Origin of the sequence: Alkaliphilus peptidifermentans DSM 18978 (assembly GCF_900101495.1) — a bacterium.
In the GTDB taxonomy this organism is placed as follows: Bacteria; Bacillota; Clostridia; order Peptostreptococcales; family Natronincolaceae; genus Alkaliphilus_C; species Alkaliphilus_C peptidifermentans.
The window spans coordinates 120896-145938 of sequence record NZ_FMUS01000002.1; the positions used below are offsets into that span (position 1 = coordinate 120896).

The 25043-nt window shown below is 33.9% G+C and carries 25 protein-coding genes, 1 other RNA gene and 1 pseudogene; 3 read left to right on the forward strand and 24 right to left on the reverse strand.

The genetic code is table 11. The annotated features are described in order from the left end of the window. Positions 1–30: 30 nt before the first annotated feature. The 17 genes from BLP68_RS02220 to BLP68_RS02295 all read right to left on the reverse strand — a co-directional run bounded on the left by BLP68_RS02220 (position 31) and on the right by BLP68_RS02295 (position 17064). Entirely contained in the window at positions 31–1059 is a 1029-nt protein-coding gene (locus tag BLP68_RS02220) for a C39 family peptidase (RefSeq protein WP_091539510.1), read from the reverse strand. A 51-nt stretch (positions 1060–1110) separates the two neighbouring features. Then, entirely contained in the window at positions 1111–2085 is a 975-nt protein-coding gene (locus BLP68_RS02225) for an ABC transporter ATP-binding protein (protein WP_091539513.1), read from the reverse strand. Next, on the reverse strand, positions 2082–3077 hold the full coding sequence (locus BLP68_RS02230; protein ID WP_091539515.1) for an ABC transporter ATP-binding protein: 996 nt from the start codon (positions 3075–3077) through the stop codon (positions 2082–2084). Before BLP68_RS02230 ends, BLP68_RS02225 begins: the two co-directional genes overlap by 4 nt. A gap of 22 nt (positions 3078–3099) precedes the next feature. Further along, entirely contained in the window at positions 3100–3990 is an 891-nt protein-coding gene (locus tag BLP68_RS02235; protein ID WP_091539517.1) for an ABC transporter permease, read from the reverse strand. A 17-nt stretch (positions 3991–4007) separates the two neighbouring features. Beyond that, positions 4008–4934 (reverse strand): ABC transporter permease, encoded by a 927-nt coding sequence (locus BLP68_RS02240; protein ID WP_091539520.1) that lies wholly within the window; start codon positions 4932–4934, stop codon positions 4008–4010. Positions 4935–5007: 73 nt separating this feature from the next. Then, positions 5008–6648, reverse strand: a complete 1641-nt coding sequence (locus BLP68_RS02245; RefSeq protein WP_091539523.1) for an ABC transporter substrate-binding protein — start codon at positions 6646–6648, stop codon at positions 5008–5010. Positions 6649–7088: 440 nt separating this feature from the next. Next, on the reverse strand, positions 7089–8564 hold the full coding sequence (locus tag BLP68_RS02250; RefSeq protein ID WP_091539524.1) for an SH3 domain-containing protein: 1476 nt from the start codon (positions 8562–8564) through the stop codon (positions 7089–7091). 95 nt (positions 8565–8659) lie between these two features. Next, positions 8660–8797: a hypothetical protein gene (locus tag BLP68_RS21590; RefSeq protein WP_176758831.1), complete on the reverse strand. Its 138-nt coding sequence runs from the start codon at positions 8795–8797 to the stop codon at positions 8660–8662. Positions 8798–9035: 238 nt separating this feature from the next. Further along, the gene (locus BLP68_RS02255; protein ID WP_091539527.1) at positions 9036–9797 is read right to left on the reverse strand and encodes an acyl-CoA dehydratase activase; all 762 of its coding nucleotides are present in this window, start codon (positions 9795–9797) and stop codon (positions 9036–9038) included. 119 nt (positions 9798–9916) lie between these two features. Next, positions 9917–11074, reverse strand: coding sequence for a double-cubane-cluster-containing anaerobic reductase (locus tag BLP68_RS02260; protein ID WP_091539528.1), 1158 nt, complete (start codon positions 11072–11074; stop codon positions 9917–9919). 896 nt (positions 11075–11970) lie between these two features. Next, positions 11971–12285, reverse strand: coding sequence for a DUF3795 domain-containing protein (locus BLP68_RS02265; protein WP_091539532.1), 315 nt, complete (start codon positions 12283–12285; stop codon positions 11971–11973). A gap of 32 nt (positions 12286–12317) precedes the next feature. Further along, a complete protein-coding gene (locus BLP68_RS02270) occupies positions 12318–13007 on the reverse strand; it encodes an AlkZ-related protein (RefSeq protein ID WP_091539534.1) in 690 nt (229 codons plus the stop codon). A 95-nt stretch (positions 13008–13102) separates the two neighbouring features. Continuing rightward, positions 13103–14008: a helix-turn-helix transcriptional regulator gene (locus tag BLP68_RS02275; protein ID WP_091539536.1), complete on the reverse strand. Its 906-nt coding sequence runs from the start codon at positions 14006–14008 to the stop codon at positions 13103–13105. 204 nt (positions 14009–14212) lie between these two features. Then, an RNA gene (gene rnpB / locus BLP68_RS02280) (RNase P RNA component class A) lies at positions 14213–14564 on the reverse strand. Between the two features lie 77 nt (positions 14565–14641). After that, complete coding sequence (locus BLP68_RS02285) at positions 14642–15040, reverse strand: ribonuclease HI family protein (protein WP_091539539.1); 399 nt, start codon at positions 15038–15040, stop codon at positions 14642–14644. 216 nt (positions 15041–15256) lie between these two features. Then, entirely contained in the window at positions 15257–16378 is a 1122-nt protein-coding gene (locus BLP68_RS02290) for a Nif3-like dinuclear metal center hexameric protein (RefSeq protein ID WP_242876886.1), read from the reverse strand. After that, positions 16357–17064 carry a tRNA (adenine(22)-N(1))-methyltransferase gene (locus BLP68_RS02295; RefSeq protein ID WP_091539541.1) on the reverse strand — a complete coding sequence of 236 codons (708 nt, stop codon included), beginning with the start codon at positions 17062–17064 and terminating at the stop codon, positions 16357–16359. The genes BLP68_RS02290 and BLP68_RS02295 overlap by 22 nt, the downstream gene beginning before the upstream one ends. 71 nt (positions 17065–17135) lie before the next feature. Between BLP68_RS02295 and BLP68_RS02300 the strand changes: the two genes are divergently transcribed. After that, positions 17136–17336, forward strand: a complete 201-nt coding sequence (locus tag BLP68_RS02300; protein WP_091539543.1) for a hypothetical protein — start codon at positions 17136–17138, stop codon at positions 17334–17336. Positions 17337–17409: 73 nt separating this feature from the next. Here the strand turns inward: BLP68_RS02300 and rpoD are convergent, their stop codons facing one another. The 4 genes from rpoD to BLP68_RS02320 form a co-directional block, all read right to left on the reverse strand. After that, on the reverse strand, positions 17410–18522 hold the full coding sequence (gene rpoD / locus BLP68_RS02305) for an RNA polymerase sigma factor RpoD (RefSeq protein ID WP_091539545.1): 1113 nt from the start codon (positions 18520–18522) through the stop codon (positions 17410–17412). 18 nt (positions 18523–18540) lie between these two features. Beyond that, positions 18541–20361, reverse strand: a complete 1821-nt coding sequence (dnaG, locus tag BLP68_RS02310) for a DNA primase (RefSeq protein ID WP_091539548.1) — start codon at positions 20359–20361, stop codon at positions 18541–18543. Between the two features lie 69 nt (positions 20362–20430). After that, on the reverse strand, positions 20431–20883 hold the full coding sequence (locus BLP68_RS02315; RefSeq protein ID WP_091539549.1) for a YaiI/YqxD family protein: 453 nt from the start codon (positions 20881–20883) through the stop codon (positions 20431–20433). A gap of 113 nt (positions 20884–20996) precedes the next feature. Further along, positions 20997–22010, reverse strand: coding sequence for a deoxyguanosinetriphosphate triphosphohydrolase (locus BLP68_RS02320; protein WP_091539551.1), 1014 nt, complete (start codon positions 22008–22010; stop codon positions 20997–20999). Positions 22011–22361: 351 nt separating this feature from the next. On the opposite strand from BLP68_RS02320, the gene BLP68_RS02325 reads away from it, so the two are divergent. Further along, entirely contained in the window at positions 22362–22589 is a 228-nt protein-coding gene (locus BLP68_RS02325; protein ID WP_091539553.1) for a hypothetical protein, read from the forward strand. A 206-nt stretch (positions 22590–22795) separates the two neighbouring features. Here the strand turns inward: BLP68_RS02325 and BLP68_RS02330 are convergent, their stop codons facing one another. After that, positions 22796–22990 carry a hypothetical protein gene (locus BLP68_RS02330; protein ID WP_091539555.1) on the reverse strand — a complete coding sequence of 65 codons (195 nt, stop codon included), beginning with the start codon at positions 22988–22990 and terminating at the stop codon, positions 22796–22798. Between the two features lie 419 nt (positions 22991–23409). On the opposite strand from BLP68_RS02330, the gene BLP68_RS02335 reads away from it, so the two are divergent. Then, complete coding sequence (locus BLP68_RS02335) at positions 23410–24150, forward strand: class I SAM-dependent methyltransferase (RefSeq protein ID WP_091539557.1); 741 nt, start codon at positions 23410–23412, stop codon at positions 24148–24150. A 69-nt stretch (positions 24151–24219) separates the two neighbouring features. Here BLP68_RS02335 and BLP68_RS02340 read toward each other — a convergent pair whose 3' ends face one another. Further along, entirely contained in the window at positions 24220–24810 is a 591-nt protein-coding gene (locus tag BLP68_RS02340; protein ID WP_330389034.1) for a GyrI-like domain-containing protein, read from the reverse strand. After that, positions 24793–24981: pseudogene (locus tag BLP68_RS22300) on the reverse strand (helix-turn-helix transcriptional regulator); the annotation flags it as partial. The pseudogene BLP68_RS22300 and the gene BLP68_RS02340, both read right to left, overlap by 18 nt. Between the last annotated feature and the right edge of the window lie 62 nt (positions 24982–25043).

The window sequence follows — 25043 nt, forward strand, 5'->3', positions numbered from 1 at the left end:
AGAATATCGAGTAATATATTTATAAAATTATCACATATTTTCTTTTTCAATATAATAAACTACTTTATTCCAAACATTTATAAAATCCGAAATAGGATATTCTCTTTTTACCTCTACCTCATTAGGTGCAGCAGGATCGTTAACAATTATGTATTCTATTCCGTCTCTTATACTAAATCCCCTAATAACAACAAGATGTCCATTTGGATAGGGCATATGGGAGCCGGAAAGCTCTTCAATTGATTTGGTTTTTATGGAGGCAATCAAAGGAAATCCTTTGGCAATCATCCTCTTTACTTCATTAATTGAATTATAGATTTCTACATAGGCATTAAACCCCAGCGAACCAGCAAAGGCTACATTAAAGGACCAATTTCCATATATTGAAGCCCCATAATCCTTTACACCTTCTGCAACTTCTTCAGTTTCCATGCATTCCCCATAGTATTCCATCACCATTGCCAATGATGTAGGGCTACATATTATCCTTCCTATGTTATCGATAACCATTTGTGACCTGACCGGAACTTGAAGATCTCTAATCCAGTCATCATCATTTATTAACGAATGGGACTTTTCCTCATTTGATAGCTCTAATGCCACTGCAATTAGTTTTAATTGGGGAGACTCTATACTAAGATCATCCCTATTGATACTAATATTATATTGTAGTCCATCTGCCGATCCTTCATTTAATAGTTTTATAATATCAACAGACATATGGGCAATTTTATCTTTTTGCTCCACTTCAACACTTTTGGCTTTGCCATTACAGCCCCATTTCCCATAGGAAAACCATTCAGACCATTGATTCCCTTTCCTTACTTTTATTTTAAGCTCCACACTTGTATTTATTGGAGTTAATGCATTCCATGAGGCAATCAGTTTTTTAAAACCGGGTGTGTTGATTTCCGGTGAGTAGAATACTCCCTCCTTAGAGTTTTCCACAAGCGCCAAATAACCCTTTGGAGTAAGTTTTAAGGACTTCATTATTCCTTTTTGAAAATCCTCTCCTTTGTGTAAAATGGTTGTATTATTCTCAGACCCATATAATTTCATTTCAAAACCACCTCCACCTTCAGAATATGAAAAGAAACTTAATTAAATGAATTATTTATCCATAAGATGACATGCTACAAAATGATTATTTCCTATATCTTTAAACTCAGGTTCTGCTTCTTTACAGATATTCATACAGTATCTACATCTTGTATGAAATCTGCAACCAGTTGGCGGGTTTAAAGGGCTTGGCACATCACCTTCAAGAATAACATGAGCCTTTTTACCTCCTACAACTGGTATTGGAATGGCTGAAAGCAATGCCTGAGTATATGGATGCAGGGGCTTTTTATAAAGACTATCACTATCTGTAAGCTCAACAATTTTACCTAGATACATTACTCCTACTCGATCACTTAGATGCCTTACAACACTCAGATTATGAGCAATGAAAATATAGGTCAAACCGTATTTTTGTTGTAATTCATTCATCAAATTAAGTACCTGAGATTGAATAGAAACATCCAGAGCAGATACCGGCTCATCAGCAATTATAAGCTTAGGATTTAATGCAATTGCCCTCGCTATTCCTATCCTTTGTCTTTGTCCTCCACTAAACTCATGGGGATACCTTACTAAATAATCAGGATTTAATCCTACCTCTTTAAGTAGACCTGCTATCTTTTCCTCACGCTCTTTTTTATTCATTGAAGGTGCATGAATTTCGTATGCCTGACCAATTATTTCTTTAATCATTTTTCTTGGGTTTAGTGATGAATAAGGATCTTGAAAAATCATTTGCATCTCTTTCCTAAGTTTAACCATTTCACTTTTTTTTAGCTTTAGTATATCCTGATCCTCAAAGGTAATATTTCCTGCAGTTGGTTCTATTAATCTGAGTACAGTTCTTCCTGTTGTAGATTTTCCACAGCCACTTTCTCCCACCAATCCCAGGGTTTCCCCTTGATAAACTTCAAAAGATACACCATCCACTGCTTTTACATGGGCCTTTACACCACCAAAGATTCCTCCTGTTACTGGAAAGTATGTTTTTAAATCTGTGACCTTTAGTAATGTCTGCTTCATCTGACTTCCCCCTCTGAAATAAGCCAACAGGCACACTGTCTTTCCTCATGCCCCAAATTCATTAATGATGGCTCCTTTTCTAAGCAAATATCCATTGCAAATTTACATCTTGGATTAAATCTACAACCCTTCGGAAGGTTATATAGGCTGGGTACCATACCCTCTATAACATGGAGGTCAACCTTTCTCCTTCCATCTATTTGAGGTATTGATTTAAGTAACCCGATGGTATAAGGATGTTTTGGTTCATTAAAAATCTCTTCTACTCTGCCCTGCTCTACTATTTTACCTGCATACATAACTACAACTCTATCTGCCATTTCTGCAACTACGCCAAGGTCGTGGGTAATAAACAATATTGATGCATTGCTATCTTTTTTCATTTTTCTCATCAAATCCAGGATTTGAGCTTGAACTGTCACGTCCAATGCTGTTGTAGGTTCATCTGCAATTAGAAGCATTGGATTACAGCTAAGGGCCATAGCAATCATTACCCTTTGACGCATACCTCCGCTAAGCTGATGCGGATATTCCTTCACACGTTTTTCTGGCAAAGGGATGCCTACCTTTTTTAGCATTTCAATGGCAACCTTCATTGCATCAGATCTATTTAATTTCTGATGCAGTACTACAGCCTCTGCAATTTGATCTCCAACTGTGTATACAGGGTTCAAAGAAGTCATTGGCTCTTGAAAAATCATAGAAATATCATTTCCTCTAATTTTCCTCATTTCTTCGTCGCTTTTATTAAGAATATTTTCTCCGTTGAATAATATTTCTCCATCAACATATCTACCTGGTGGTACTGGAATTAATTTAAGTATAGACATTGCTGTAACACTTTTACCACAACCCGACTCCCCAACAACACAAAGAGTTTCTCCTTTTTTTATATGAAAGCTAACCCCCTCGACAGCCGGAACCATACCGTCCTGGGTGAAAAAGTAGGTATGTAGGTTATTTATTTCTAATAATTTTTCATTATTTTTCATATCCCTTTTTCCTCCATTCCCTTTAGTCCTTCATCCTAGGATCCAATGCATCCCTTAACCCATCGCCAAACAAATTAAACCCATAAACCGTCAATGCAATGGCGATTCCAGGGAAAATAACTAAGTGAGGGGCATTATAAATATATTGCCTTCCAAAATTCATCATAGAACCCCAAGTAGGTGTAGGAGGCTGTGCTCCTAATCCTAAAAAGGAAAGTGCAGCCTCTGACATTATAGCACTTGAAATTCCCATGGTTGTCGATATAATCACCGGAGCCATACAATTGGGAAGAATCTCTTTAAAAATAATTCTTGTATCTGAAGCACCCAATGACCTTGCTGCCTCTACAAACTCCATTTCTCTCAAAGCCAATACCTGTCCTCTAATAAGTCTACACATACCAGACCATCCCACAAACCCAAGGGCAAAAAACACTGTATATAGCCCTGGGCCTATTGCTATAGATATGGCAATGGCAAATAAAAAATTTGGGAATGCGTCCATTATTTCAGCAATTCTCATGATTATCATATCTGGTATCCCTCTAAAATAACCTGCTATTGCCCCCAAAGTAATACCTATGCTCAGTGTCACCAACCTTGATGCCAGACCAACAGTTAAGGAAATTCTAGAACCATATAATACTCTAGAAAGTACATCTCTCCCCATCCAATCGGTACCAAACCAGTGCTGATAGCTTGGTCCTTCAAATGCTCTATCTAAATTAAAGTCATTTATAGGATGATATGGTGATAGGAAGGAGGCAAAGACAGCTATAAAGGTTAAAAAGACTATAATATATAAACCGTGCATAGCACTTTTATCTCGTCTTAATCTACCCATTGCAATTACCCAAGGGTTATTTGATTTTTTGACTTTTTCTTCTACCATGATCTCTTTAGTGCTTTCCATAACATCTTCTCCTCCTTTTAATTAAACTTGATTCTTGGATTCACAATTGCATATGCAATATCTACAAACAGATTTGCAAATACAAAAATGAAGGCTTGAAATAGGAAGCACCCCATAACTACTGGAATGTCTCTGGCAAAAACTGCCTGCATTGTATATGATCCAATACCAGGAAGAGAGAAAACAATTTCTGTTAAAGCAGAACCCACCAGCAAAAGACCTATTGTCATAATCATATTGGTTATAATCGGTATCATGGCATTCCTCAATGCATGCTTATAAATAACTACTCTTTCCGATAGTCCCTTAGACCTTGCAGTTCTTATATAGTCTTGTCTAATTACCTCCAGCATACAAGATCTAGTCAGTCTTGCATTAAATACGGCAGAGTTTAATCCCAATACAGTTGATGGTAAAATGAAATATTTAAAGCTACCATTCCCTATACCAGAAACAGGTAGAATCTTGAGCCACACTCCAAAAATATACATCATAAGTAATCCAAAAAAAATTACTGGTGTGGAGACTCCAATCAAAGTAATCGACCTAACAAACCTATCTAACAATGTATTTTGCTTGACTGCAGAGATAATTCCTACAGTAGTCCCCACCACAACTGTAATTAAAAAAGATAGACTGGCAAGTTTAATAGTTACAGGAAATCGCCTTTTTATCTCATCAGCAACTCTTCTATGATTTATATAGGATTTACCTAAATCACCTCTTATTGCATTAGACATATAGCTTATATACCGTTGGTGAAAGGGATCATCCAGACCTAGTTCAGCTCTAACCTTTTCTATCGCTTCGTCTGAGGCTCTATCACCAACAATAGTAGTAGCAACATCACCTGGTACAAAATATAACAGAAAGAATGTTATCAAAGATACACCAATCATTACTGGAATTAATAATAAAACTCTTCTTGTTAAATAAGTAAGCATTATGATTACGCCCCCTATATCTGAATATTACTGGGGCTAGCCTTGGCTTAACCCCAGTAATTTAAGTAATAAATTATCTATCTAACCAAACATCCAACATTTTATTAGCATTAAATATTCTGTATAGAACTACATCCTTTACCTCTGGTTTATAAACCCTCCAGTTTCTGCTTAGGAAGAACCACATACGGGCTGCTTCTTCCACAACGATGTCTTCAATATCCTGATATAACTTAATTCTTTCATTATAATTTGCTGTTTTATGAGCCTTTTCTAGAAGTGCATCTACCTCTGGGTTTGAGTATCTGGTTCCATTTCCTCCTCCACCCCAGTTTGATGAATGGAATAACGGGAATAGATAATTTTCCGCATCTGGATAATCTGCACCCCAGCTTAAATAGTAAACATTATGACTGCCACCCTCTCTAAATTGAACCCTTGCAGCTTGAGATTCCATAGAAATTAGATTAACATCAAAGCCAACTTGATTTAGCATTGCCTGTACTGGCTCTAATAAGGCTACATTAGCGGTTGATTCAATGTGAAGAAACTCTATTGGTAGTGGATTTTCTGGTGAGTAGCCAAGCTCAGCCAATAACGCCTTTGATTTTTCAGGATCATATGGGTAAGATTTAAACTCTGGTCTAAAGCCGTCTAGTCCAGGAGGAATTGGACCATGGCTTACAATGGCTGTATCACCTCTTACTGCCCGAACAATAGCTTCACGGTCAACACCATAGTTAAATGCCTGTCGTACCCTTACGTCATCAAATGGTGGCTTATCTGCCATCAAACCAATAAAGAAGTTCCAAAAAGTATTCATATCACGTAAGTATGGTCTATAGGTAGGATTATTTCTAAAACGCTCAAGATCAGCAGCTGGAATAAGCAATTCATCCAAATTACCTGCTTCAAACTCTGCAACTTGAGTTGAAGGATCTGGTATAACTCTATAGTTAATGCCATCTAAGAAGGCTCTACCAGCAAAGTAGTCTTCAAAAACATTAAGGGTTAGTCTTTCTCCTTGATTATATACATCAAATATGTATGGACCTGTTCCCACAGGGTGTAATGCAAATTGAGTTTGATCTGCATATTTCTCGACTTCATTTTTATCAACAATATGAGCAGCAGGCATTCCCAGCATACTCAAGAATGGAGCAAAGGGATCCTCTAAAGTAAGTTTAATTTTATAATCACTTAGTATTTCAATGCCTTCAACCTCAGCTGCGTTTCCTTCCATAAATGCTTCTGCTCCCTTAAGCTTATCAAATACCCAGGTTCGAGGAGATGCAACTTCTGGGTCTAGCACTCTTTCAAAGGTATATTTAACATCATTGGCAGTAAATGAATTTCCATTGTGGAATTTTGCGTTATCTACCAGATCAAAGATATAAGTCACTTCATCTGGTGTTTCCCATGATTTAGCAAGGGCTGGCATTACCTTACCCTCAGCATCGAAACCAATTAATGCATCATAAATCAAAGAAACCATAAATCCATCTAGGGCTGCTGTAGCAAATGCTGGATCAAGAGTATTAAAGTCTGCTTCTATATAGGATTCATATATCCCCCCGTATTTGCTAGCTTCTGCATTTCCAACAGTTTCATCTGGTGGCGTTGTTACTGCTTCTTCACTGGAACAAGCTGTAATAAATATTGAGAATATCATAAGCAAAGCCAAAATTAAACTCATTTTTTTCCTCTTATACATTTTAACCCCTCCATTTTAAATTTAGTTTAAAGTATATCTAAGTCTTTTTTTCCACCTCCTCAAATTATTATTTCTATTAGTAATCAAATATGTTAAGTCAATATTATGTTGAAATTCACAAAAATTATAAACTCTATAATACACATAAAAGAACTTGTACCTAGACACAGCTGTTTATAATTTATTAAATATTCTTAATTTTCCAGATATATAAATGCAATTATTATGCCAATGATTGCATTTATTTAGCCGCTAGAGTTTTCCTAGCTTACAATATTTTTAGTAGACTTAAGAGTTCGATAATCAGGACTTCTTATAATGGTAATATTTTGTAATTATCTCAATAGGCATGAATTTTTAACCAACATAATTCCAATTTCCTCAGTCCGTTTTATCGAACAGTAATTCCATAATACCGAACCGCAGATTCAAGTTCTATTTTACAGAAATTCTTTACCACAGTATAAAGCCTCTAAAAAGGTTTTTCCATTTGCCAGTCGTATACTAAGTGGTGTTACTAGTGTTCTCATTACTTTTTGATATTTTAAAGTATTATCTTTATCTTCCTTATAAAATCCAGAAAAGCTATGAATTATATAGTTTTCCTCTTTGTACTCACCAAGATAAAGCATTACATGACCAGACATGTATATAGGTGTAGCTGGATTTATGTTTTGAATAAACGCTTTTCTTTCATCTATATTTTGGGTAGTCACATTGTATGTAATTCCCTGGGATAGTCTTCCTTGCTCCGATGAGTTTCGTGGAAGCTTTATTCCAAAGGTTCGATAAATATCCATAATAAAAGCTGAGCAATCTCTAGCATTATTCATACCGCCCCATCCATAGTTTTCTCCTTGAAACTTAAAAGCTTGTTTAATAATATTAGCTCTATTGTAGGGCAAAAATCCCATACTGGCTTCACTATTTTTAGAAAGGTCAGCATAGGTAAAATATAGTTTGCCTTCCTGGCTTCTGGCAGGAAAGATTACCTTGTACGAATTTACATCATTATTATTTTGTAATGGTATTCTAACTCCCATATCAACATAAACTACCTCTTCTTCCACCAATATTTCCATCTGCCTTGCTGTAACCACTATATATGGAGCTTTATTTACATAATTTAGAACTTCGTCCTTCAAGCCTATGGCCACATCCTTTTTAGGAAGCCAGCCTAAGTAGTTATAGGTTTGTGCAAGAAGCCATTCACCATCGACACTCTCCAATAGAATAGTAACTGCTTCAGCCGGATAAACTGCTGTCTCCATAAATCTATCAAATTCTATATCTCCAGGCTTATTGTATACAGGTTTTTCATTGGGAAAGGTTCTCATTGCAGTTCGTCTACATACTAAACCATATAAAACTTCATTAATATCATTAATGGATTCTATATTAGTATTATGCATTAATAGATTATAATCTTCTGCTGTTAGAGTTTTTCCTTCTTTATTATACATAGTAGTGGCCGGAATTTTACTTATACTTTGAAGCAGTTCCTTTAGTTCATCCTTCGAGATATAATCCTCATGATTTGCAATGTCTTTAAGAACTCCCAATACTTCTATATTTCTTTTATTAAATTCTAGTATTTCATCAGAATTCATTAAAATTTCATCTGCATCCTTTACCCTTCCTATCCAAAACTCTGGATTTATAACTTCAACATCGATACTTGGAATGTCAGTATAAAACTCTAGCAACTGATCTTTTTCCTTTGAATTGTCACTCACTAATTCTACTTCTACTTCTGCTTCTTGATAATTTTCGTGATTTAGATCACCTTCTTTAAATATAGTAATGAAATTATTGTCATTATTTATGAAGTAATAACCTATTGCTGCTATAGCTAATATTATAAATAAAATTACCCTGTCCACCCCTTTATTTTTTCTATTTTTCCGTCTCCCCATTTGTTATATCTCCCATCAATATTTTTTTGTTTCAATCTTATCATTATTTTCTTTATATATCTATAGTAATATCAATTAAAATAGTACCGATTAAATCAAAAATCCACCAGCTTAGCCCGTGGATTATTATTCTCTACATATTCATCTTCAATAAAATATATTATTTTTATAATCCTTTGGGCATATTCTAAGCTATAAAGCCGGTATATCTGCTCTTTTTTATCAGTAACCACTTAATTAAACCCAAAATAGAGTAAAATCAGCCTTGTCTCTTTAAAGAATTATACACAATCTCTAACTGAGATCTCCAAAAATTCCTACGTGCCTTCACCATGGCATGTACATTTATAGGAGGTGTAAGGGATGGTAAAGCACAATCTGACATCAGTATATAGCCTTGGGGTATATTTCATTTTTCTATCAATTCCTAACAGATCATATATACATTAGGTAATACATTCTAATATTTCCTCACTTATATCCAATAACTGCTGCCCCTATTGCACCGATAAACTGTGCCATATCGGAAGAATAGATTTCTACCCCTAGCTTTTTTCCTAGATATTCTTTTAGTAAGGAATTTTTTGATACTCCCCCAGAAAAGTATACCTTGTTCTCCACCTGTACTTTGCCTGCTAATGAATAGGTTCTATTTGCTACTGATTGTAACAATCCTGCTGCTATACTTTCTTTAGAGGCTCCCTCTGCCATAAGACTAACCACCTCTGATTCAGCAAAAACCGTACACATACTATTTATTTTTTGTGGTGCATCACCTTGTGCTACCTCTGATAAATCGCTGATATCTATCTCTAGAGAATTAGCCATTACCTGTAAAAAGCGTCCGGTGCCAGCAGCACATTTATCATTCATTAAAAAATCAATAACATTACCTTTACAGTCTAATTTTATTACTTTGCTATCCTGTCCACCTATATCGATAACAGTTCTAACTTCAGGGTCTAAGAAATATGCCCCTACACCATGACAGGTGATTTCTGTAACTTTTTTATCTATAAAAGACAAGGACCCACGACCATAACCAGTTCCAATGATGGTTTTTACCTGCTCTCTTGCAATCATTTTTTCTTCTAGCAGGATCTTTAATAATTTTTCTCCTGTTTCTTTAGGACTCCACCCAGTAGGTAGTATAATTTTGCTAGTCACCTTCTCACCATCAAATGTCACTGCCTTACTGGCTACTGAGCCAATGTCAATGCCTATTGTATACATTTTATCCCTTCTTTACTAATATGATATATTAAACACTTTTAATGCTTTTCATCATAACTAATTACTACTATACCAGAAAAAGAGTTTCGGTTAAGAAACTCTTTCAAAATATAAGAATATTACTTTGCTGTTTCAAAGAAAGACTCTAAGAAGGCTTCTACCCTAACTTTGATCTGTCCTATATCTGAATCAGAATAATCGGTTTCTATTTGTAAGAAAGGTAGGTTTAATTGATCTTTTACATATTTTTTTACAGTAAATGACTCTATGTTGTAAGTATGACAGGCTTGCCATGTTAAATCTACTACTGCATCTACTTGATATTCTTTTGCCAATCTATTAATTAAATCTAATCTTCTATTGTTATTGCTCATACAGGAACATGGTGTAGATAGGTATTTTTCTGCTATAGCTAGAATTGGTTCTTTTTCTTCCTCCACCATTACATCTAATCCCTTATATCCAGTGCAGTTTTCCAAAGCCACTACACTAGCCCCTACTTCTTCCAGTATCTTTAATACCTTCTCAGACCCACTACCAATCGGTACTCCAGTTAACAATATTCTAGGAGCACTTTCATCAAAAGCATATTTTCCTTCTAACATTCTTTCTTCTATTTCAATAATTAAATCTTCAATCAACTTAATACCAGCTTTCTTATCTACATTAAATCCCTTTAACCATTGAGCTAGCATCATATCCATCCCTGTAAGGGGAGCCGGCTTATGGGCATTTAATTGATGCAGTTTTTTTAAGGCTCTTCTTTCTCTATTAGCAAGCTTAACAGCATCTCTAAGCTTTTCTTCAGTAATTTCTACTCCTAATTTATCTTCAAGAAAGCTTTTAAAACGTACTACTTCATCCTTCCAGTAAGCCAAGGCTTGTTCTCCATCAGCTGTTTGAGGAAGATTCATTACATGCATAGGTTTAATTTTACCCATCAATTCATACATTTTTTTCTTGCCATCACATGTTGTTTCTGCCAATAGTACATCTGAGAAATAGAAGTATGGGCATTTATCAGTAATGGCAAAGCCATAGCTGGATTTAATCAGTGGACATAGGTTTCTTGGTAGTTCCTTTTCTGCATCCTCTATTGGTTCTTGCTTTGTACCACATAGGGTTACAGGAATAGCTCCAGCTGCTAATGCAATTTCCTGTGGTGAAAAAACACAATACATTCCAACTACTTTTTGTCCTGCTTCACTGGCTTCTTTAATTTTTACAGAGTTAATTCCTCTAAGCTCTTCTACTTTCTCCATAAGTACTGGTCTCAAATAAACTCCCCCTCTTTCTCTAAATTTGGTTATGTTGAATTCATTGAGTTCTCCATAAGTACATAGAAAACCATTATGATGCTTTCTTTATAAAATAATCTTTTAAAGCATACACAATTTCTAATAATAAAACTTTTTCACTTTGATTTTATTAGGTTTGTTTAGGAATGTACAATTGAAAGTTTCGATGTTAGTTTACTTTTATATAAAAATAACAAATTAAACAATATAAAAATCATATATGCTCACTTTTATTAAAGGTAAAACCGCCTGTATTTAATATCACAGGCGGTCAGTTTAGTGTTTTAGTGGAGATTCTTAATATTAAAATATTAAATACTTTGAGGGTATATAGAAGAATTCTATTATTAGGTTTTTTAATATAGTAAAAAATTATAACTAGTTACAATTATAAAAAAAATAATGTCTAAAAACCTTTCCAATTGACTACTCTCTGCTATGGTTTTGGTGGACAATTGAGTTTATTTCGGTAAGATTAGTTTATTTCTGACCATAGGTTTTAAATTTTTCCAGCATTAAAGTCATTTCTTCCTGAGGGAGAATTAAATATATGTCTTATAAATGGATTTACATATAGTTCTAGGATGTTTAATTTAATAATTAACTTATCAGACATCAGTTATCTTAAGAGTATAATATCTTTGAAAGAATCTTCTGTATTTTTCTGGAGGTTTATCTGCACAATACAACCCTCTTATGTCAAAAAAGTGCCCATAGAAGAACGTATGTATTTTGCAAATCTGCTGGCGTTCCCGTGACAATGATCTCACCGCCTCTATCTCCTCCGCCGGGCCCTTATCATAACCAACATTTTGTATAGATGATAAAACTTCAATAAAAAAACCAACATAAATAATGTTGGCTCAGACTGAAATTTATTTTTCACCTGATTTAAGTTCTCCTATCTGTAAATATTCTTCCTTTCCATCCACCCAATTCTTTAAATTAATCAATCGTTCACCATCGTCGCCATGTTCTTCATTATTATATGCATCCTGTAACTTTTCGCATGGTAAGCTTGAGCAATGTCCACAATGATTATAACCCTTTTCTATAGAACAACCTGCAACCAAACATTCTCCCCAAAAGGGTTTACCTTTGACTGCTTGACAGCCTGGACAATTGGTTTTTTCTTTCCATTCACATACTCCACAGTAGGTACCACACATTCCAATCATTTCTTTATCCATTATATGTCTCTCCTTTTATGTTTTTTGTAAGCTTAAAAGTTTAGAAAGCGTTTTATTTTCTTTGGTTCAATGTCAGGAGAAATTTCCCTAATTCTCTGAAAAATTTCCTCCATTGCATCCTTAGGTTTAATATTATTGGATTCTTCCATAATCTTATCTCCTGCCCATGCTTCTACAGTAGAGTATGCAGTAGAAGGCCAACCATACGGTTCTCCTTTAGCGCTTATCTTTTGTTTGCTACCCTTCACTGTTATAAACATCCACATTTGTAATTCACACATTGCCGCCTCATATTTGGAATTTAAGTCCTTTGTAAATCCACCTAATGATTTTATTTCATGGACAGCTAAAATTGTGTCATCCTCAAATAAATCATATATCTGTTTAGCATAATTACTTATTAAACCCGCAGAATATATTTCCGAAAAATTCCGTCCACTTCTCTTAGCAGCAAGAAATTTAGGGTACCATTCAAGAGAAATAAATCCAGGTTTTTTGTCAAACAGCTTACCATAGGCCGCTTTACGATCTTTTTCAATACTCACACGCCACAACCACGGGTCTGTTGATAGACCAGTATGCCATTCCTCTTGGTTTGTTAAGTCAGAAAGACAGGGAAAATCAATACGGTTATTTGATAAAGTCATAAATCCAATATCTTTAACCATTGAGATAAATTCGCTATATTCAGAAATTCTTGTACTTATGTAATCCTTATTCAACTAATTACTCCCCCTTCTCTATCCAATTTTATGATATAAGTTTTATCTATTTACAAGCATAACACAATCAACATGACAACAGTATGTCATGTTGGTTAGTACATATTTAAAATATTTAGAGCATTAGCTTTAATCTCATCAATTATTGATTGTGGAGATAAAACACATACTTTATCACCCAAACTACGTATAAAATCCATTGCATACTGATGGTTGACATAAATAAGTTGAAACTTGATGCGATTATCATCTGTAATTTCATAGGAATCTACACCGTAGGTATCTACAATTTTATATTCCATGGAGGGATCAATAAGCATAGTGATTGTTTTTTTATCCCTTTCAAAATACCTATCAATATCAAGTCTTTCTTTTGGAACCTCACGCCGAGAGAATTTTCTATTGGTTATTTTTAGACGATTAACCCTGTTAAGTTTAAAAAGTCTAAAATCTTCTCTTGATTTACAGTATCCAAAGACATACCATGCAGCCCACTTGAAAGTAATAAAATAAGGCTCTACATATCTGTTTGACACCCCTGCTGTGGAAAAGTAGTCAAAAACAACCTCATAGTTACTATTGGCAGCTTCTCTAATAAGGCTTATCTTCTGAGAGAGGCTTGTCTTATAGAAAGAGGTTAAATCAATAAAAATATTATCGCTAAAGGATATAATATCTTCATGTTTTGGTGATAACTTATTTAATAGGAGATTAATATTTGAATTATTTGATATGCTTTCAATGCTTTTTAAACCGATTATTATATTACCAAGCTCATCACTAGTTAGTATACTTTTATCAAGTTTATAACCTTCGGCAATACTGATTCCCCCACCACCTCCCTGATAGGTAACTATAGGTATACCTGCCATACATATATTTTCAATGTCTCTATATATAGTACGGACAGACACCTCAAACTTTTCAGCTAAAATCTTAGCTGTTACTTTTTCATTATTCAAAAGAATAGTTATTATACCAAGAAGCCTGTCGATTTTCATATGATACACCTTCCTTATAACTGAATGAGCAGCTTTCCATTATAGATATTATATCAAATCATTCTACTGAAATTTACTAAACTCTTTTAAAAAGTTCAAATTGTTGCTTAGCTTTTGAAAATTTTATCCTATTTCTTATTCTCTATAATCTTTACTTACGATTTTTCAAAAAACAAAAAAACCAACATAAATGTTGATTTATTATAAGTGAGCAAATCTATAAGCCGAGTTCTGTATTAAACGGTCATCTATCTAGGCCAACTGTTGCCAGTTGGCTCAAGCAACCTACCACGGGACACGACGAGCAGCCGTTTTTTTAGTCCCTACTTGGTCTTGCTCCAGATGGGGTTTACATAGCCAGCTAGTCACCTAGCTGCTGGTGAGCTCTTACCTCACCTTTCCACCCTTACCCGTCACTCTAAAGAATGATGGGCGGTATCTCTCTGTTGCACTTTCCTTGGAGTCGCCTCCACTGGGTATTACCCAGCACCCTGCTCTATGGAGCTCGGACTTTCCTCGTAGGCATAAAAGCCCACGCGACCATCTGACTTACTCACTTTATTTTGTTTTTTCTCTTTGGAAATCTAATTATAGTATATATCATACTAATTGTCAAAATGTAAAAATTGGAATTTACTTATTATCCATTGCGTCATTAGCCAGCTTATCTGCTTTTTTATTATACTCTCGTCTTATATGCTTTATATCAAAGGCTTCAAATTTATTAATTAAAGGCATTATCATATTATATATTGGAATAAGACCTTCGTTTTTGACCTTATATTCCCCTTTTATTTGCTTAACAACTAATTCGCTGTCAAGATAGCATACAATATCCTTTACTCCCATGTCAAGTGCTACTTCAAGTCCTCTACTTAGGGCTTTATATTCAGCAACATTATTAGTTTGCTTTCCAATATATTGGCTTATTTCTTTAATTATATTTCCCTGTTCATCCTCTATTGCTATCCCAATTCCTGCTTCTCCAGGGTTCCCCCTAGAACCACCATCGGTATATATTATTGCTTTCATTAGTAAAACACCTCCAATTAAAATGTTGAATGCTGAATGATAAATGTTGAATTGTTGTAAAAAAATTTAGTCTAAATTTTTATTTAATATTGATTATCTTATTGCCTAATTCTTTAATAGGTTTAATTTTTTACTTTGAAATTTCTTATGAATTTGCTTCGTATCTCCGAAGCTTCATTAATTCAACATTAAACATTTATCATTTTACATTATATTTTACATATATTGAAATGGATTGCTAAAAACCTTCGACCCTACTACCTCAGCATTAATTTTCATTTCATGAAAAGTTTTCTGTAGGTATTCTGTTATTAATTCAATAAAATGTATCTCAGATTCATAATGACCAACATCCATAACATTTAGACCAAGCTCTAGGGCTATTTGAGCTTCATGATATTTTACATCTCCTGTAATCAAGCAGTCACATCCCGCTTTAACTGCTGCTTGAATATACTCAGCTCCACTACCATTTACAATTGCAATACTACTGACATTTTTATTTACATCTCCAATGAATCGAATATTCTCTATTTCTAGTGAGGCTTTTATATCTTCAATTAATACAGATGTTAGAATTGGATCTACATCAGCAATTCTCCCAATTCCATTTTGGGGTATTTCCTTATGTAAAGGATATATATCATATGCAACTTCTTCATATGGATGAGCCTTTATCATTTCTTCAACAATGTAATTGAGCTTTTCATTTTCTATTATTGTTTCCAAACGAATTTCATTAACATTCTCAAGTTCATCTTTATGTCCTATAAATGGATTTGTCCCTTCTAATGGTTTAAATGTTCCTACCCCTTGGGTTTTAAAGCTACAGTGACTATAATTGCCAATATGCCCTGCTCCAGCATTGCCCATTACATCTGCAATAATATCCGAATACTCTTCTGGTACAAAAACCACCAGCTTCGAAAAACTCTTATTTTTCGTAACATCCAATAATCTCAATTTCTTTAACCCTAGTTTTTGTGCTATAAAATCATTTAAACCACCATTGGCAATATCCATATTTGTGTGACTTGCATAAATACTAATATTATTTTTAATAGCCTTAATGATGATTTTACCCCTTATATCATTGTTTAGTATCGACTTCATAGGCTTGAATATTAATGGATGATGGGAAACAATGACCTGACATCCTTTTTCAATTGCTTCATCTAGGATTTTTTCATTAACATCTAGGCAAACTAAAATTTTACTTACCCAACTATTATTGTCCCCCACCTGTAATCCAACATTATCCCAGGACAAAGCATTATTAGTGGGGGCAAGGGCTTCAAGTATATCAGTTAGCTTTTTTAACTTAATTTTTTCAGCCACTTTTGCACCTCCTCAATTTTATAAATTTTATCAACACAATAATTAAACTTTTCAATTGCTGCTGCAGATTTCTGTGCTTCTACTTGTAATATAATTTCTCTTAAAGCCTTTAGCTTTCCTTCTAGGAATTCTTCCGCAAGATTAAGTTGGTTTTTTTCAATATGAAATCCTATTTCATATTTTAATTCATCATCAACCAATTGATTTCCTTTCTTGGCCTTAATAATTTCATATATGCGATGATCTTCCTTTACCAATACATCTTCTACAATTGTAAACTTATTCTCCACTAAATACCTTCTAAGTTCTTCCTGTGCCTGCATTGGTTGTAGGATAAAGAAATCAACTGTATCAATAATTTCCTTAGAGTTATTAAGCAACTCACTAATAAGTAGTCCACCCATGCCAGCTATAATAACAGTATCTACTTCATGGGGCTTTAGTACCTCTAAACCATTACCCAATCTTGTTTCTATTTGATTTTCAAATCCATAGCTCTTAATATTGTTAATGGCACTTTTTAAAGGTTTTTCATTTACGTCACTGGCTATTACTCTTGAGCATATATTATTGGCTATTAAATAAGTAGGGATATATCCATGGTCTGTTCCAATATCTGCTACAATTGACCCTTCTGACACTAGTTGGGTAATCTTATTTAATCTTGGGGTTAATTTTACCTGCATATTTATGACTCCTTTACTTAACAATAATTTTAATTACAGCATTTAACTATTAATTTGAAGGAGGTTATATAATGCCCCATACAAATAAAAAGAAAAAAAAGATTGTTCCTCCAGAGGACATGGTTCAATTTAAATGGGGAGGACGTACCCAAGAATGGGAGGAAGAAGCAGACCAAATAATGCACGTTTTGCAAGATCAAATTGATGACAGTGAAACAGCAGAGGAAAAAAAGAAGAAAATTGAATACGCTAAGCAAAAACAATATTGGTAATTAAAAGAATTATACTCTTAACATCATTATGGTGATAAAATAATAGATTCGCAGTTGCGAATCTATTATTGATTTATTCAAGATAATCTTTTAGTTTTTTACTTCGACTTGGATGTCGTAGCTTTCTTAATGCCTTAGCTTCTATTTGTCGAATACGCTCGCGGGTAACATCAAACTTCTTACCTACTTCCTCTAAAGTTCTTGCTCTTCCATCATCTAGCCCAAAACGGAGTCTTAAAACTTTTTGTTCTCTTGGGGTCAAAGTATCTAGAACTTCAATTAATTGCTCCTTCAACAATGAAAATGCTGCTGCTTCTGCAGGTGCGGGCACCTCATCATCGGGGATAAAATCTCCCAAATGACTATCCTCTTCTTCACCAATTGGTGTTTCTAAAGAAACAGGTTCTTGAGCAATTTTTAAAATTTCTCTAACCTTTTCTTCTGATAAATCCATTTCTCTTGCAATTTCTTCTGGCTTAGGTTCACGTCCTAATTCCTGTAATAATTGTCTTGAAACACGTATTAATTTATTTATTGTTTCAACCATGTGAACGGGAATTCGAATTGTACGGGCTTGATCAGCAATTGCTCTAGTAATTGCTTGACGTATCCACCAGGTAGCATAGGTACTAAACTTAAACCCTTTACGAAAATCAAATTTTTCCACAGCTTTTATTAGACCAAGATTTCCTTCTTGAATAAGATCCAAAAACAACATCCCTCGGCCTACATACCTTTTAGCAATACTAACAACCAGTCGAAGATTAGCCTCCACAAGCTGTTTTTTTGCTTCTTCGTCTCCAGCTTCCATTCGTTGAGCTAAATCAATTTCCATAGTAGCTGAAAGCAATGGCACTTTTCCTATTTCCTTCAAATACATTCTTACAGGATCATCTATATTAATCCCTTTTAATAATGCCACATCATCTTCTATGTTTTCCTCTAGTGGAATTTCAGCTTCTAGTTCAGCCTCATCAACTTCAATATCGATATCATCGTCTTTATCTCCGACGATATCTATTCCTAAAGTTGAAAGATGTTCATAAACTTCATCAATCTGATCTTTATCTAAAGCAATATCTTCAAATGCATCCATTATTTCCGTATAGGTAATCATTCCTCTTTTTTTACCTTTTTCTATCAGTAGCTTAACTGTCTCTTTTTTGCCTTCCTGTGGATTACTCACAAATGTCCCCTCCTTTCCTTAAAGCTGTAGCTTCTGTATCTCTGTATTTAATCTCATAATCTCTACTCCAATTTTAAGCAATTCCTTCTCAACCTCTTCCTTATTTAATTTTTTCTCCTTAAGCAGATCATTTTGCTGCTGCTGTAATATTCTAATTTGATATAATAGCTTGTATCTTCTTAAATTAATAATATATTTCTCTAAAGCTTTTTCTATATTTATATGCTCAATGTCTGTCTTCAATATATCTTTTATTATCTCCTGAAGTTGAGGGTGTTCATTTAGTAGTGACTCTATACTGTAAATCTTGTCATTATTAGATAGTAAGTATTCAAAAATCATTTGATATTCAGCTATTGAAAACTCTTCAAGATTAACTTTTGACGCAAATAGTGGAACAAGCTCTTTATTTATGATCATTGCCTTAATTAATTGCTTTTCTGCTATAATATGTCCTTTTTGTTCTACAGGATTTATAGCATCTATATATTTATTATCTCTTTTGTTTTTAGAAGTATACTTTTGATTCTTTTCAAAGGGCTTCGGAGATCTGTTTCCATATATTTCAAGCTGTATGGTTTCCTTAGAGACTCCTGTTTCCTTTTCAATCTTTTGGATATAAACCTCCCTTTCTACAGGACTTTTAATATCCTTCATAACGCTTGCTAGTTCTTTTACAAACCCAATTCTACCTTCTGATGAATTTAAATCATGCTTTTTTTTAGCAAGAAGTAACTTATAATCAATTAGACCTATCGCACTCTGTAATTGTTCCTTAAATTGAAATTTACCATCTTGGTTAATAAAGTCATCTGGATCTAAATTGTTGGGAAGAACCAGTACCTTAGGGATCAAACCTGCTTCCTCTAATACATCAAGGCTTCTAATGGTTGCATTAGTTCCTGCTTCATCTCCATCAAAGCAAACAATAACCTCTTGACAGTATTTTTTAAGTAATAATGCATGTCCCTTTGTTAATGATGTGCCTAAAGATGCAACACAATTTTTAAATCCATGCTGATGTAGTGCAATAACGTCCATATAGCCTTCTACAATAATTATTTTACCATCAGTAATATTCTTTCTAGCAATGTTCAATCCATATAATGTATTGCTTTTATTAAAAATTGGAGTCTCAGGTGAATTTAAGTATTTTGGTAAACTATTGTCAAGCACCCTACCTCCAAAACCAATCACATTTCCTCTAGTATCAAAAATTGGATACATTATTCGATTTCGAAATCGGTCATAATACCCAGATTTATCTTTTCTTGCGATTATCAACCCGGAAATATTTATAGTTTTTTCATCATAACCAAGCTTTAGCAAGTGATTTAATAAATCTTCCCAATTATTTAATGAATACCCCAAACCAAAGCTTTTAATGATTTGACTTGTTAATCCTCTTTTTTCAAGATATTCAAGTGCTAATTTGCCACTTTTTATAAGATTCAAATAAAAAAATCGCCCTGCTTCTTTATTTATTTCGTATAGCTCTACTTTTTTTTGCAGTTCTCTTTTTTCCTCATTGGAAATATTATTTTCCTCTATATGGATATTTGCCCTTTGGGCTAGAACTTTAATAGAATCTATAAAATCTAGATTTTCAATTTTCATTACAAAATGAATTACATCTCCTCCTACGCCACACCCAAAGCATTTATAAATTTGCTTTTCAGCATTGATAACAAAGGAGGGAGTTTTTTCTCTATGAAAGGGACAAAGGGCTTTATGGCTACCACCTGTAGTTTTAACAGATATATAGCCGGATATAACATCAACTATATCATTTCTGTCCTTTACCTCTTCAATAATTTCATCAGGAAAAAAATTTCCCATATATACCACCTAATTATTAGTTACTTTCTATATATTATTAGTTCTGTTTTCTTTTATAAAGTCCTTCTACTAACCATCGATTTGGATAATTTTTTGTAGGAATTTTTCTAAAGCCCCTGTGAAGTATTGGTTATCAATATTTTTTCTTTTCTTAGGTCCCTTTACCCGTCCGCCAGAAGCAAGTAACTTTTGTGTTAAATATCTATTTTCTAAGAGATTATCTATATTTTCATTAGTATAAATTTGTCCCCATGGATTCAAGGCATAACAGCCTTTCCCCAATATGATAGCAGCTAAACCTGTATCTGCAGTAATAACTAAATCTCCCTTTTGTGAATTATTAATAATTGCCATATCAGCTGCCTGAGCTTCACTATCAACAATAATTCTTTCAACATTTTCATCAGCTTCTGAAATATGACTAATACTATGAATAAATAACAAATCTATATTGTACTTAATACATAAAGCTTTTACAATCTCTTTAACGGGGCAAGCATCGGCATCAACAATTACCTTCATATTTAATTTAACCCCTCTTTAATGACATGGTGAAGTTTATTCGACATAAAACTTGTTAAATCCTCCCCATAGAATAAAAAAAGTAAATTCTGAATATTTAACTTCGGTACTAATCAATAGGGTGATGGTATAAAAATATTCTGAAATAATTTTATTGCATATGAATCTGTAGCTCCTGCGATACAATCTGTTACTACCCTATCTAAAGAATCCTTCTCCAATCGCTTTATATATTCACATGGCATTTTATTAGGATTTTCTACGAAATAGTTATAAAGGGTTTTTACTATAAAGGTTGCCTTTTCCTTTTCTCTTAAGCATATATCTCCGTTATATACTTGTTTAAACATAAACTCTCTCAATTTTTGAGTAACATCAGCTATCTCAATGCTCTGATATATATTAATTGCACTTCCTACAGATATCTGTTTTGTTGTTTCTTCTATAATGTCCTTCACAAAGGTATTTATTCTATTACTATGGGTATTTCCCAAAACTTCAATAAAGCTATTAGGAATTTTCTCTTCCTTTAATATACCTGCGCTTATGCTATCTTGTATGTCATGACAAAGATAAGTAATTGTATCAATAAGTTTAACTAGCTTACCCTCTAAAGTAACAGGAAGATCTTCCCCTGTATGATTCAAAATACCATCCCTCACTTCAAATGTGAGATTTAGCCCGTTACCGTCTCCTTCCAGTTCATTTACCACCCTGAGGCTTTGTTCATTGTGTTTAAAATGTCCGGTAATGCTATGAAGCACCTCTTCTCCGCTATGACCAAAGCAGGTATGCCCCAAATCGTGCCCCAATGCTATTGCTTCTACTAGGTCCTCATTAATTCTAAGAGCTCTTGCAATAGTTCTAGCTATTTGACTGGTCTCAAGAGTATGACTTAGTCTAGTTCGAAAAAAATCATCCTTTACAATAAAAACCTGGGTTTTCTCTTTAAGGGCACGAAATGATTTGGAATGAATAATGCGATCCCTATCCCTTTGATAAACAGTTCGTATATCACATTCATCCTCCTCTACTAACCTGCCCCTAGTTTTATGACTTAATTGAGCATAGGGAGATAAATTTTTAGATTCAAGCTCTTCGGTCATTTTTCTAAGGTTTTCTTTCATTTTCCTTCAACCTTCCTATAATAAGCTTACTATATATATACGCTTTTTAGGTTCAAAATCCTTTCTAATTAACCGAACATTTTTTCTCCATTAAATACTGTTTACAATTGTCAGAATTTTATACACTTTTAGTTCTCTTTAGCTACGTGGTATTATCCGTACTTTAAAAGTTTTTTAGATTTAAGGCGCAAAAACCCAGCAAAGGTAACCTATGTATTAATAGGTAAGATTGCTGGGTATTGATGATATTCGGACATGGGGGACCTTTCTCGTTTGTCCCCGTGTCTTTTTTTCTCTATACAGTACCTTATTTTTAAGTATTGAATATTCTATATTAGGAGGTGAGGCAATATGCCTTGGCAAACAACTATGCAATATTTAATAAACCAACCTGTAGGTGTGTCACTAACTGACGGCACAGGTGTTTCAGGTATACTTTGTACTATAACTCATAATGAAATATACTTGCTGGAGTATTTATATCATACTCAGTTTGCATTAAAACACTACCCCCTATACAGAATCCGAGATGTTCTTCCATTTCCATCATGTAATGCTCCGACTCCACCACTTTATTAGCTTCATTAAACATTGTAATTCGCTAGAATGAGTGCACTTTTTCTAGCGATTTTCCATGTAAATTATTTGAATCTATTCTTGCTCACAATTTCTTGATTGTAGTTGATAACTGCTAATAAGTTTGACAAACCTTTAAAGAGCCCCTTAAATTATAATAAACACCATCTTTTCTATAGCTTTGCAACCCTACTCTTTTGCCTTATCCCTTATCCTACCTTGATCCTTCTTGTTATCATACCATCCTCCGAATGAATATAGACATATATATGATTTTTCCTTGTTATAGCTACTTCTACAAAACATTCTCGACAAAAATAACTATACTTATTTAATCTTCCTATATTTATTCCTCCACAATTAGGACAGTTGGTCATCATGTGTTCTTTCCTAAATTTATTCATCCTACCCCTCCAACTTAATTGATAAGCTATACAATAATCTCTTAATATTTTGCTTTTCATTTTTCATGCCCACTTGTTCCTTCGTAGTTATTTGCTTTCTATATTATGTATTTCTTTAATTATTCTCTTGATTATAGATATATTGTATAATTTTAATGTGAACTAAATATGAACTAACATTGAAATCAAGAAGTAACTTGCTTAAGGCTTTAATGATGAGTTAACGTATAGACAACGTCATTCCATCGTAATATAATAGATTCTGATAATAGATAATAACAGAAAGGATGTTTTTATGTATAAAAATATTAAAAATGAGTCGGTTTCAAGCAGGAGGGTTTTTCCAAATAAATTATAATTTTATTATGTGCCCTCCTGCATTCCAGTGTAAGTAAATAAACTAACTGGAGGATTATAAAATGGAAAAATATTTTTTTGAAGCATTTGAAGGTTTAGATAGGATGGGTCCTGGTAGCAAAGCTTCTACATTAAAGGCAATATCGATGTTTCATAGCTCAAAAGAGCAGATTGAGATTTTAGACATTGGTTGTGGCAACGGCATTCACACAATGTTGTTAGCACAGGAGTTTCCCAATGCCATAATTACTGCAATAGACAATAATGTGACCTTTATAGAGAATTTGAATAACACGGCACGAGAACATGGATTATCTGATAGGGTAATAGGAAAGTGTATATCTATGTTTGAAATGCCATTTGAGGATAATTCATTTGACTTAATCTGGTCAGAGGGTGCTATTTACATAGCTGGATTTGAAAATGGACTTCATGATTGGAAGAGGTTTCTTAGGGATGATGGATATCTTATTTGTAGTGAGATTAGTTGGGTAGTAAATAACCCATCAGAAGAAATTTATAATTTTTGGTCAAATGACTATCCACAAATCGATACTGTAGAAAACAAAATAAATCAAATTAAGAAGGCAGGATATAGTTATAAAACCCATTTTATTGCGCCTGTTACAGATTGGACCGATAACTATTATACTCCGCTACAAGCCAGCATTAACAGTATGCTTCAAAAGTATGCAGACAATGAGGTTGCTAAACAGACTATTAATCTGTTGCAAACAGAGATTAATCTATACCACAAATATTATTCTGAATATAGCTATGTTTTTTATATTATGTCTAAGTAGGTTAGATTCAATAATGTAAAATATGATTAATTTCAAATAAACCCCACTGATTTCAGTGGGGTTCATTCCTTATTTCTTTACAACCGGTATCCATATCTCACTTTTGAAATTTGGATCAGTTAAATCCTTATCCTCATTCCACAATATTTCAGGTCCCTCTGCTATTTCATAGTTTGAGGATGAAAACCATTCAGAATAGATACGTCCCCATATATCCTGTAGAGTCTCAGGAAAAGGTCCTACTGCTTCAAATACAGCCCATGTTGAGGCAGCAACTTCAAGCCGTGATAGATTATCTGGGCATTCCTTGTTGGTTGCCACACCTATATAATGATCAAGCTCTCCTTCCTCCTCCATTCGCCCTTCAGAAAAATTAGTGGATGCACTAATCAGTCCCTTAGGTTCTACATTTGAAAGTTCATAAAGCTGTTCTATTATTTTGTCATTCAAACTTTCCCACATTGCAGCAATTTCCGGGTTAACTCCGTGGAAAATTATAGGTACTCTTTTCATAATACCAGCTATGCGAAATGCCTCTTTTTCTTCAATTCTATAATTCATTTCAATACCTCCCTTAATTGATAGATAAAAGGTCATTTGTGGATAAGCTTTTAATGGAATGCTTTTACTTCGAGCAACTGTTGGGGTTACCCCATGCATAGCTTGAAATGCCCTTGTAAAAGAATCTGGAGAATTATATCCATATTTCAATGCAATATCAATTACCTTTATAGAGCTATTTTGTAGATCAAAAGCAGCCAAGGTAAGACGTCTTCGACGGATATACTCCGATAGTGTAACCCCTGCAAGAAAAGAAAACATTCTCTGAAAGTGATACTCCGATCAACAAGCTAGCATGCCTACTTTCTTAAAATCAATCTCATCGGTGAGAT

What these genes read in the sequence shown, in the direction of transcription:
- BLP68_RS02300 (WP_091539543.1), top strand. Translation starts at nt 17,136, where the DNA reads ATGCCCCATACAAATAAAAAGAAAAAAAAGATTGTTCCTCCAGAGGAC.
- BLP68_RS02225 (WP_091539513.1), bottom strand. Translation starts at nt 2,085, where the DNA reads ATGAAGCAGACATTACTAAAGGTCACAGATTTAAAAACATACTTTCCA.
- BLP68_RS02230 (WP_091539515.1), bottom strand. Translation starts at nt 3,077, where the DNA reads ATGAAAAATAATGAAAAATTATTAGAAATAAATAACCTACATACCTAC.
- BLP68_RS02285 (WP_091539539.1), bottom strand. Translation starts at nt 15,040, where the DNA reads ATGAAAGCAATAATATATACCGATGGTGGTTCTAGGGGGAACCCTGGA.
- BLP68_RS02250 (WP_091539524.1), bottom strand. Translation starts at nt 8,564, where the DNA reads ATGGGGAGACGGAAAAATAGAAAAAATAAAGGGGTGGACAGGGTAATT.
- BLP68_RS02275 (WP_091539536.1), bottom strand. Translation starts at nt 14,008, where the DNA reads ATGAAAATCGACAGGCTTCTTGGTATAATAACTATTCTTTTGAATAAT.
- BLP68_RS02330 (WP_091539555.1), bottom strand. Translation starts at nt 22,990, where the DNA reads ATGAATAAATTTAGGAAAGAACACATGATGACCAACTGTCCTAATTGT.
- BLP68_RS02255 (WP_091539527.1), bottom strand. Translation starts at nt 9,797, where the DNA reads ATGTATACAATAGGCATTGACATTGGCTCAGTAGCCAGTAAGGCAGTG.
- BLP68_RS02220 (WP_091539510.1), bottom strand. Translation starts at nt 1,059, where the DNA reads ATGAAATTATATGGGTCTGAGAATAATACAACCATTTTACACAAAGGA.
- BLP68_RS02295 (WP_091539541.1), bottom strand. Translation starts at nt 17,064, where the DNA reads ATGCAGGTAAAATTAACCCCAAGATTAAATAAGATTACCCAACTAGTG.
- BLP68_RS02235 (WP_091539517.1), bottom strand. Translation starts at nt 3,990, where the DNA reads ATGGAAAGCACTAAAGAGATCATGGTAGAAGAAAAAGTCAAAAAATCA.
- BLP68_RS02340 (WP_330389034.1), bottom strand. Translation starts at nt 24,810, where the DNA reads ATGCATGGGGTAACCCCAACAGTTGCTCGAAGTAAAAGCATTCCATTA.
- BLP68_RS02240 (WP_091539520.1), bottom strand. Translation starts at nt 4,934, where the DNA reads ATGCTTACTTATTTAACAAGAAGAGTTTTATTATTAATTCCAGTAATG.
- BLP68_RS02320 (WP_091539551.1), bottom strand. Translation starts at nt 22,010, where the DNA reads ATGAAAGAAAACCTTAGAAAAATGACCGAAGAGCTTGAATCTAAAAAT.
- BLP68_RS02245 (WP_091539523.1), bottom strand. Translation starts at nt 6,648, where the DNA reads ATGTATAAGAGGAAAAAAATGAGTTTAATTTTGGCTTTGCTTATGATA.
- BLP68_RS02265 (WP_091539532.1), bottom strand. Translation starts at nt 12,285, where the DNA reads ATGGATAAAGAAATGATTGGAATGTGTGGTACCTACTGTGGAGTATGT.
- BLP68_RS02335 (WP_091539557.1), top strand. Translation starts at nt 23,410, where the DNA reads ATGGAAAAATATTTTTTTGAAGCATTTGAAGGTTTAGATAGGATGGGT.
- dnaG (WP_091539548.1), bottom strand. Translation starts at nt 20,361, where the DNA reads ATGGGAAATTTTTTTCCTGATGAAATTATTGAAGAGGTAAAGGACAGA.
- BLP68_RS02325 (WP_091539553.1), top strand. Translation starts at nt 22,362, where the DNA reads ATGCCTTGGCAAACAACTATGCAATATTTAATAAACCAACCTGTAGGT.
- BLP68_RS02315 (WP_091539549.1), bottom strand. Translation starts at nt 20,883, where the DNA reads ATGAAGGTAATTGTTGATGCCGATGCTTGCCCCGTTAAAGAGATTGTA.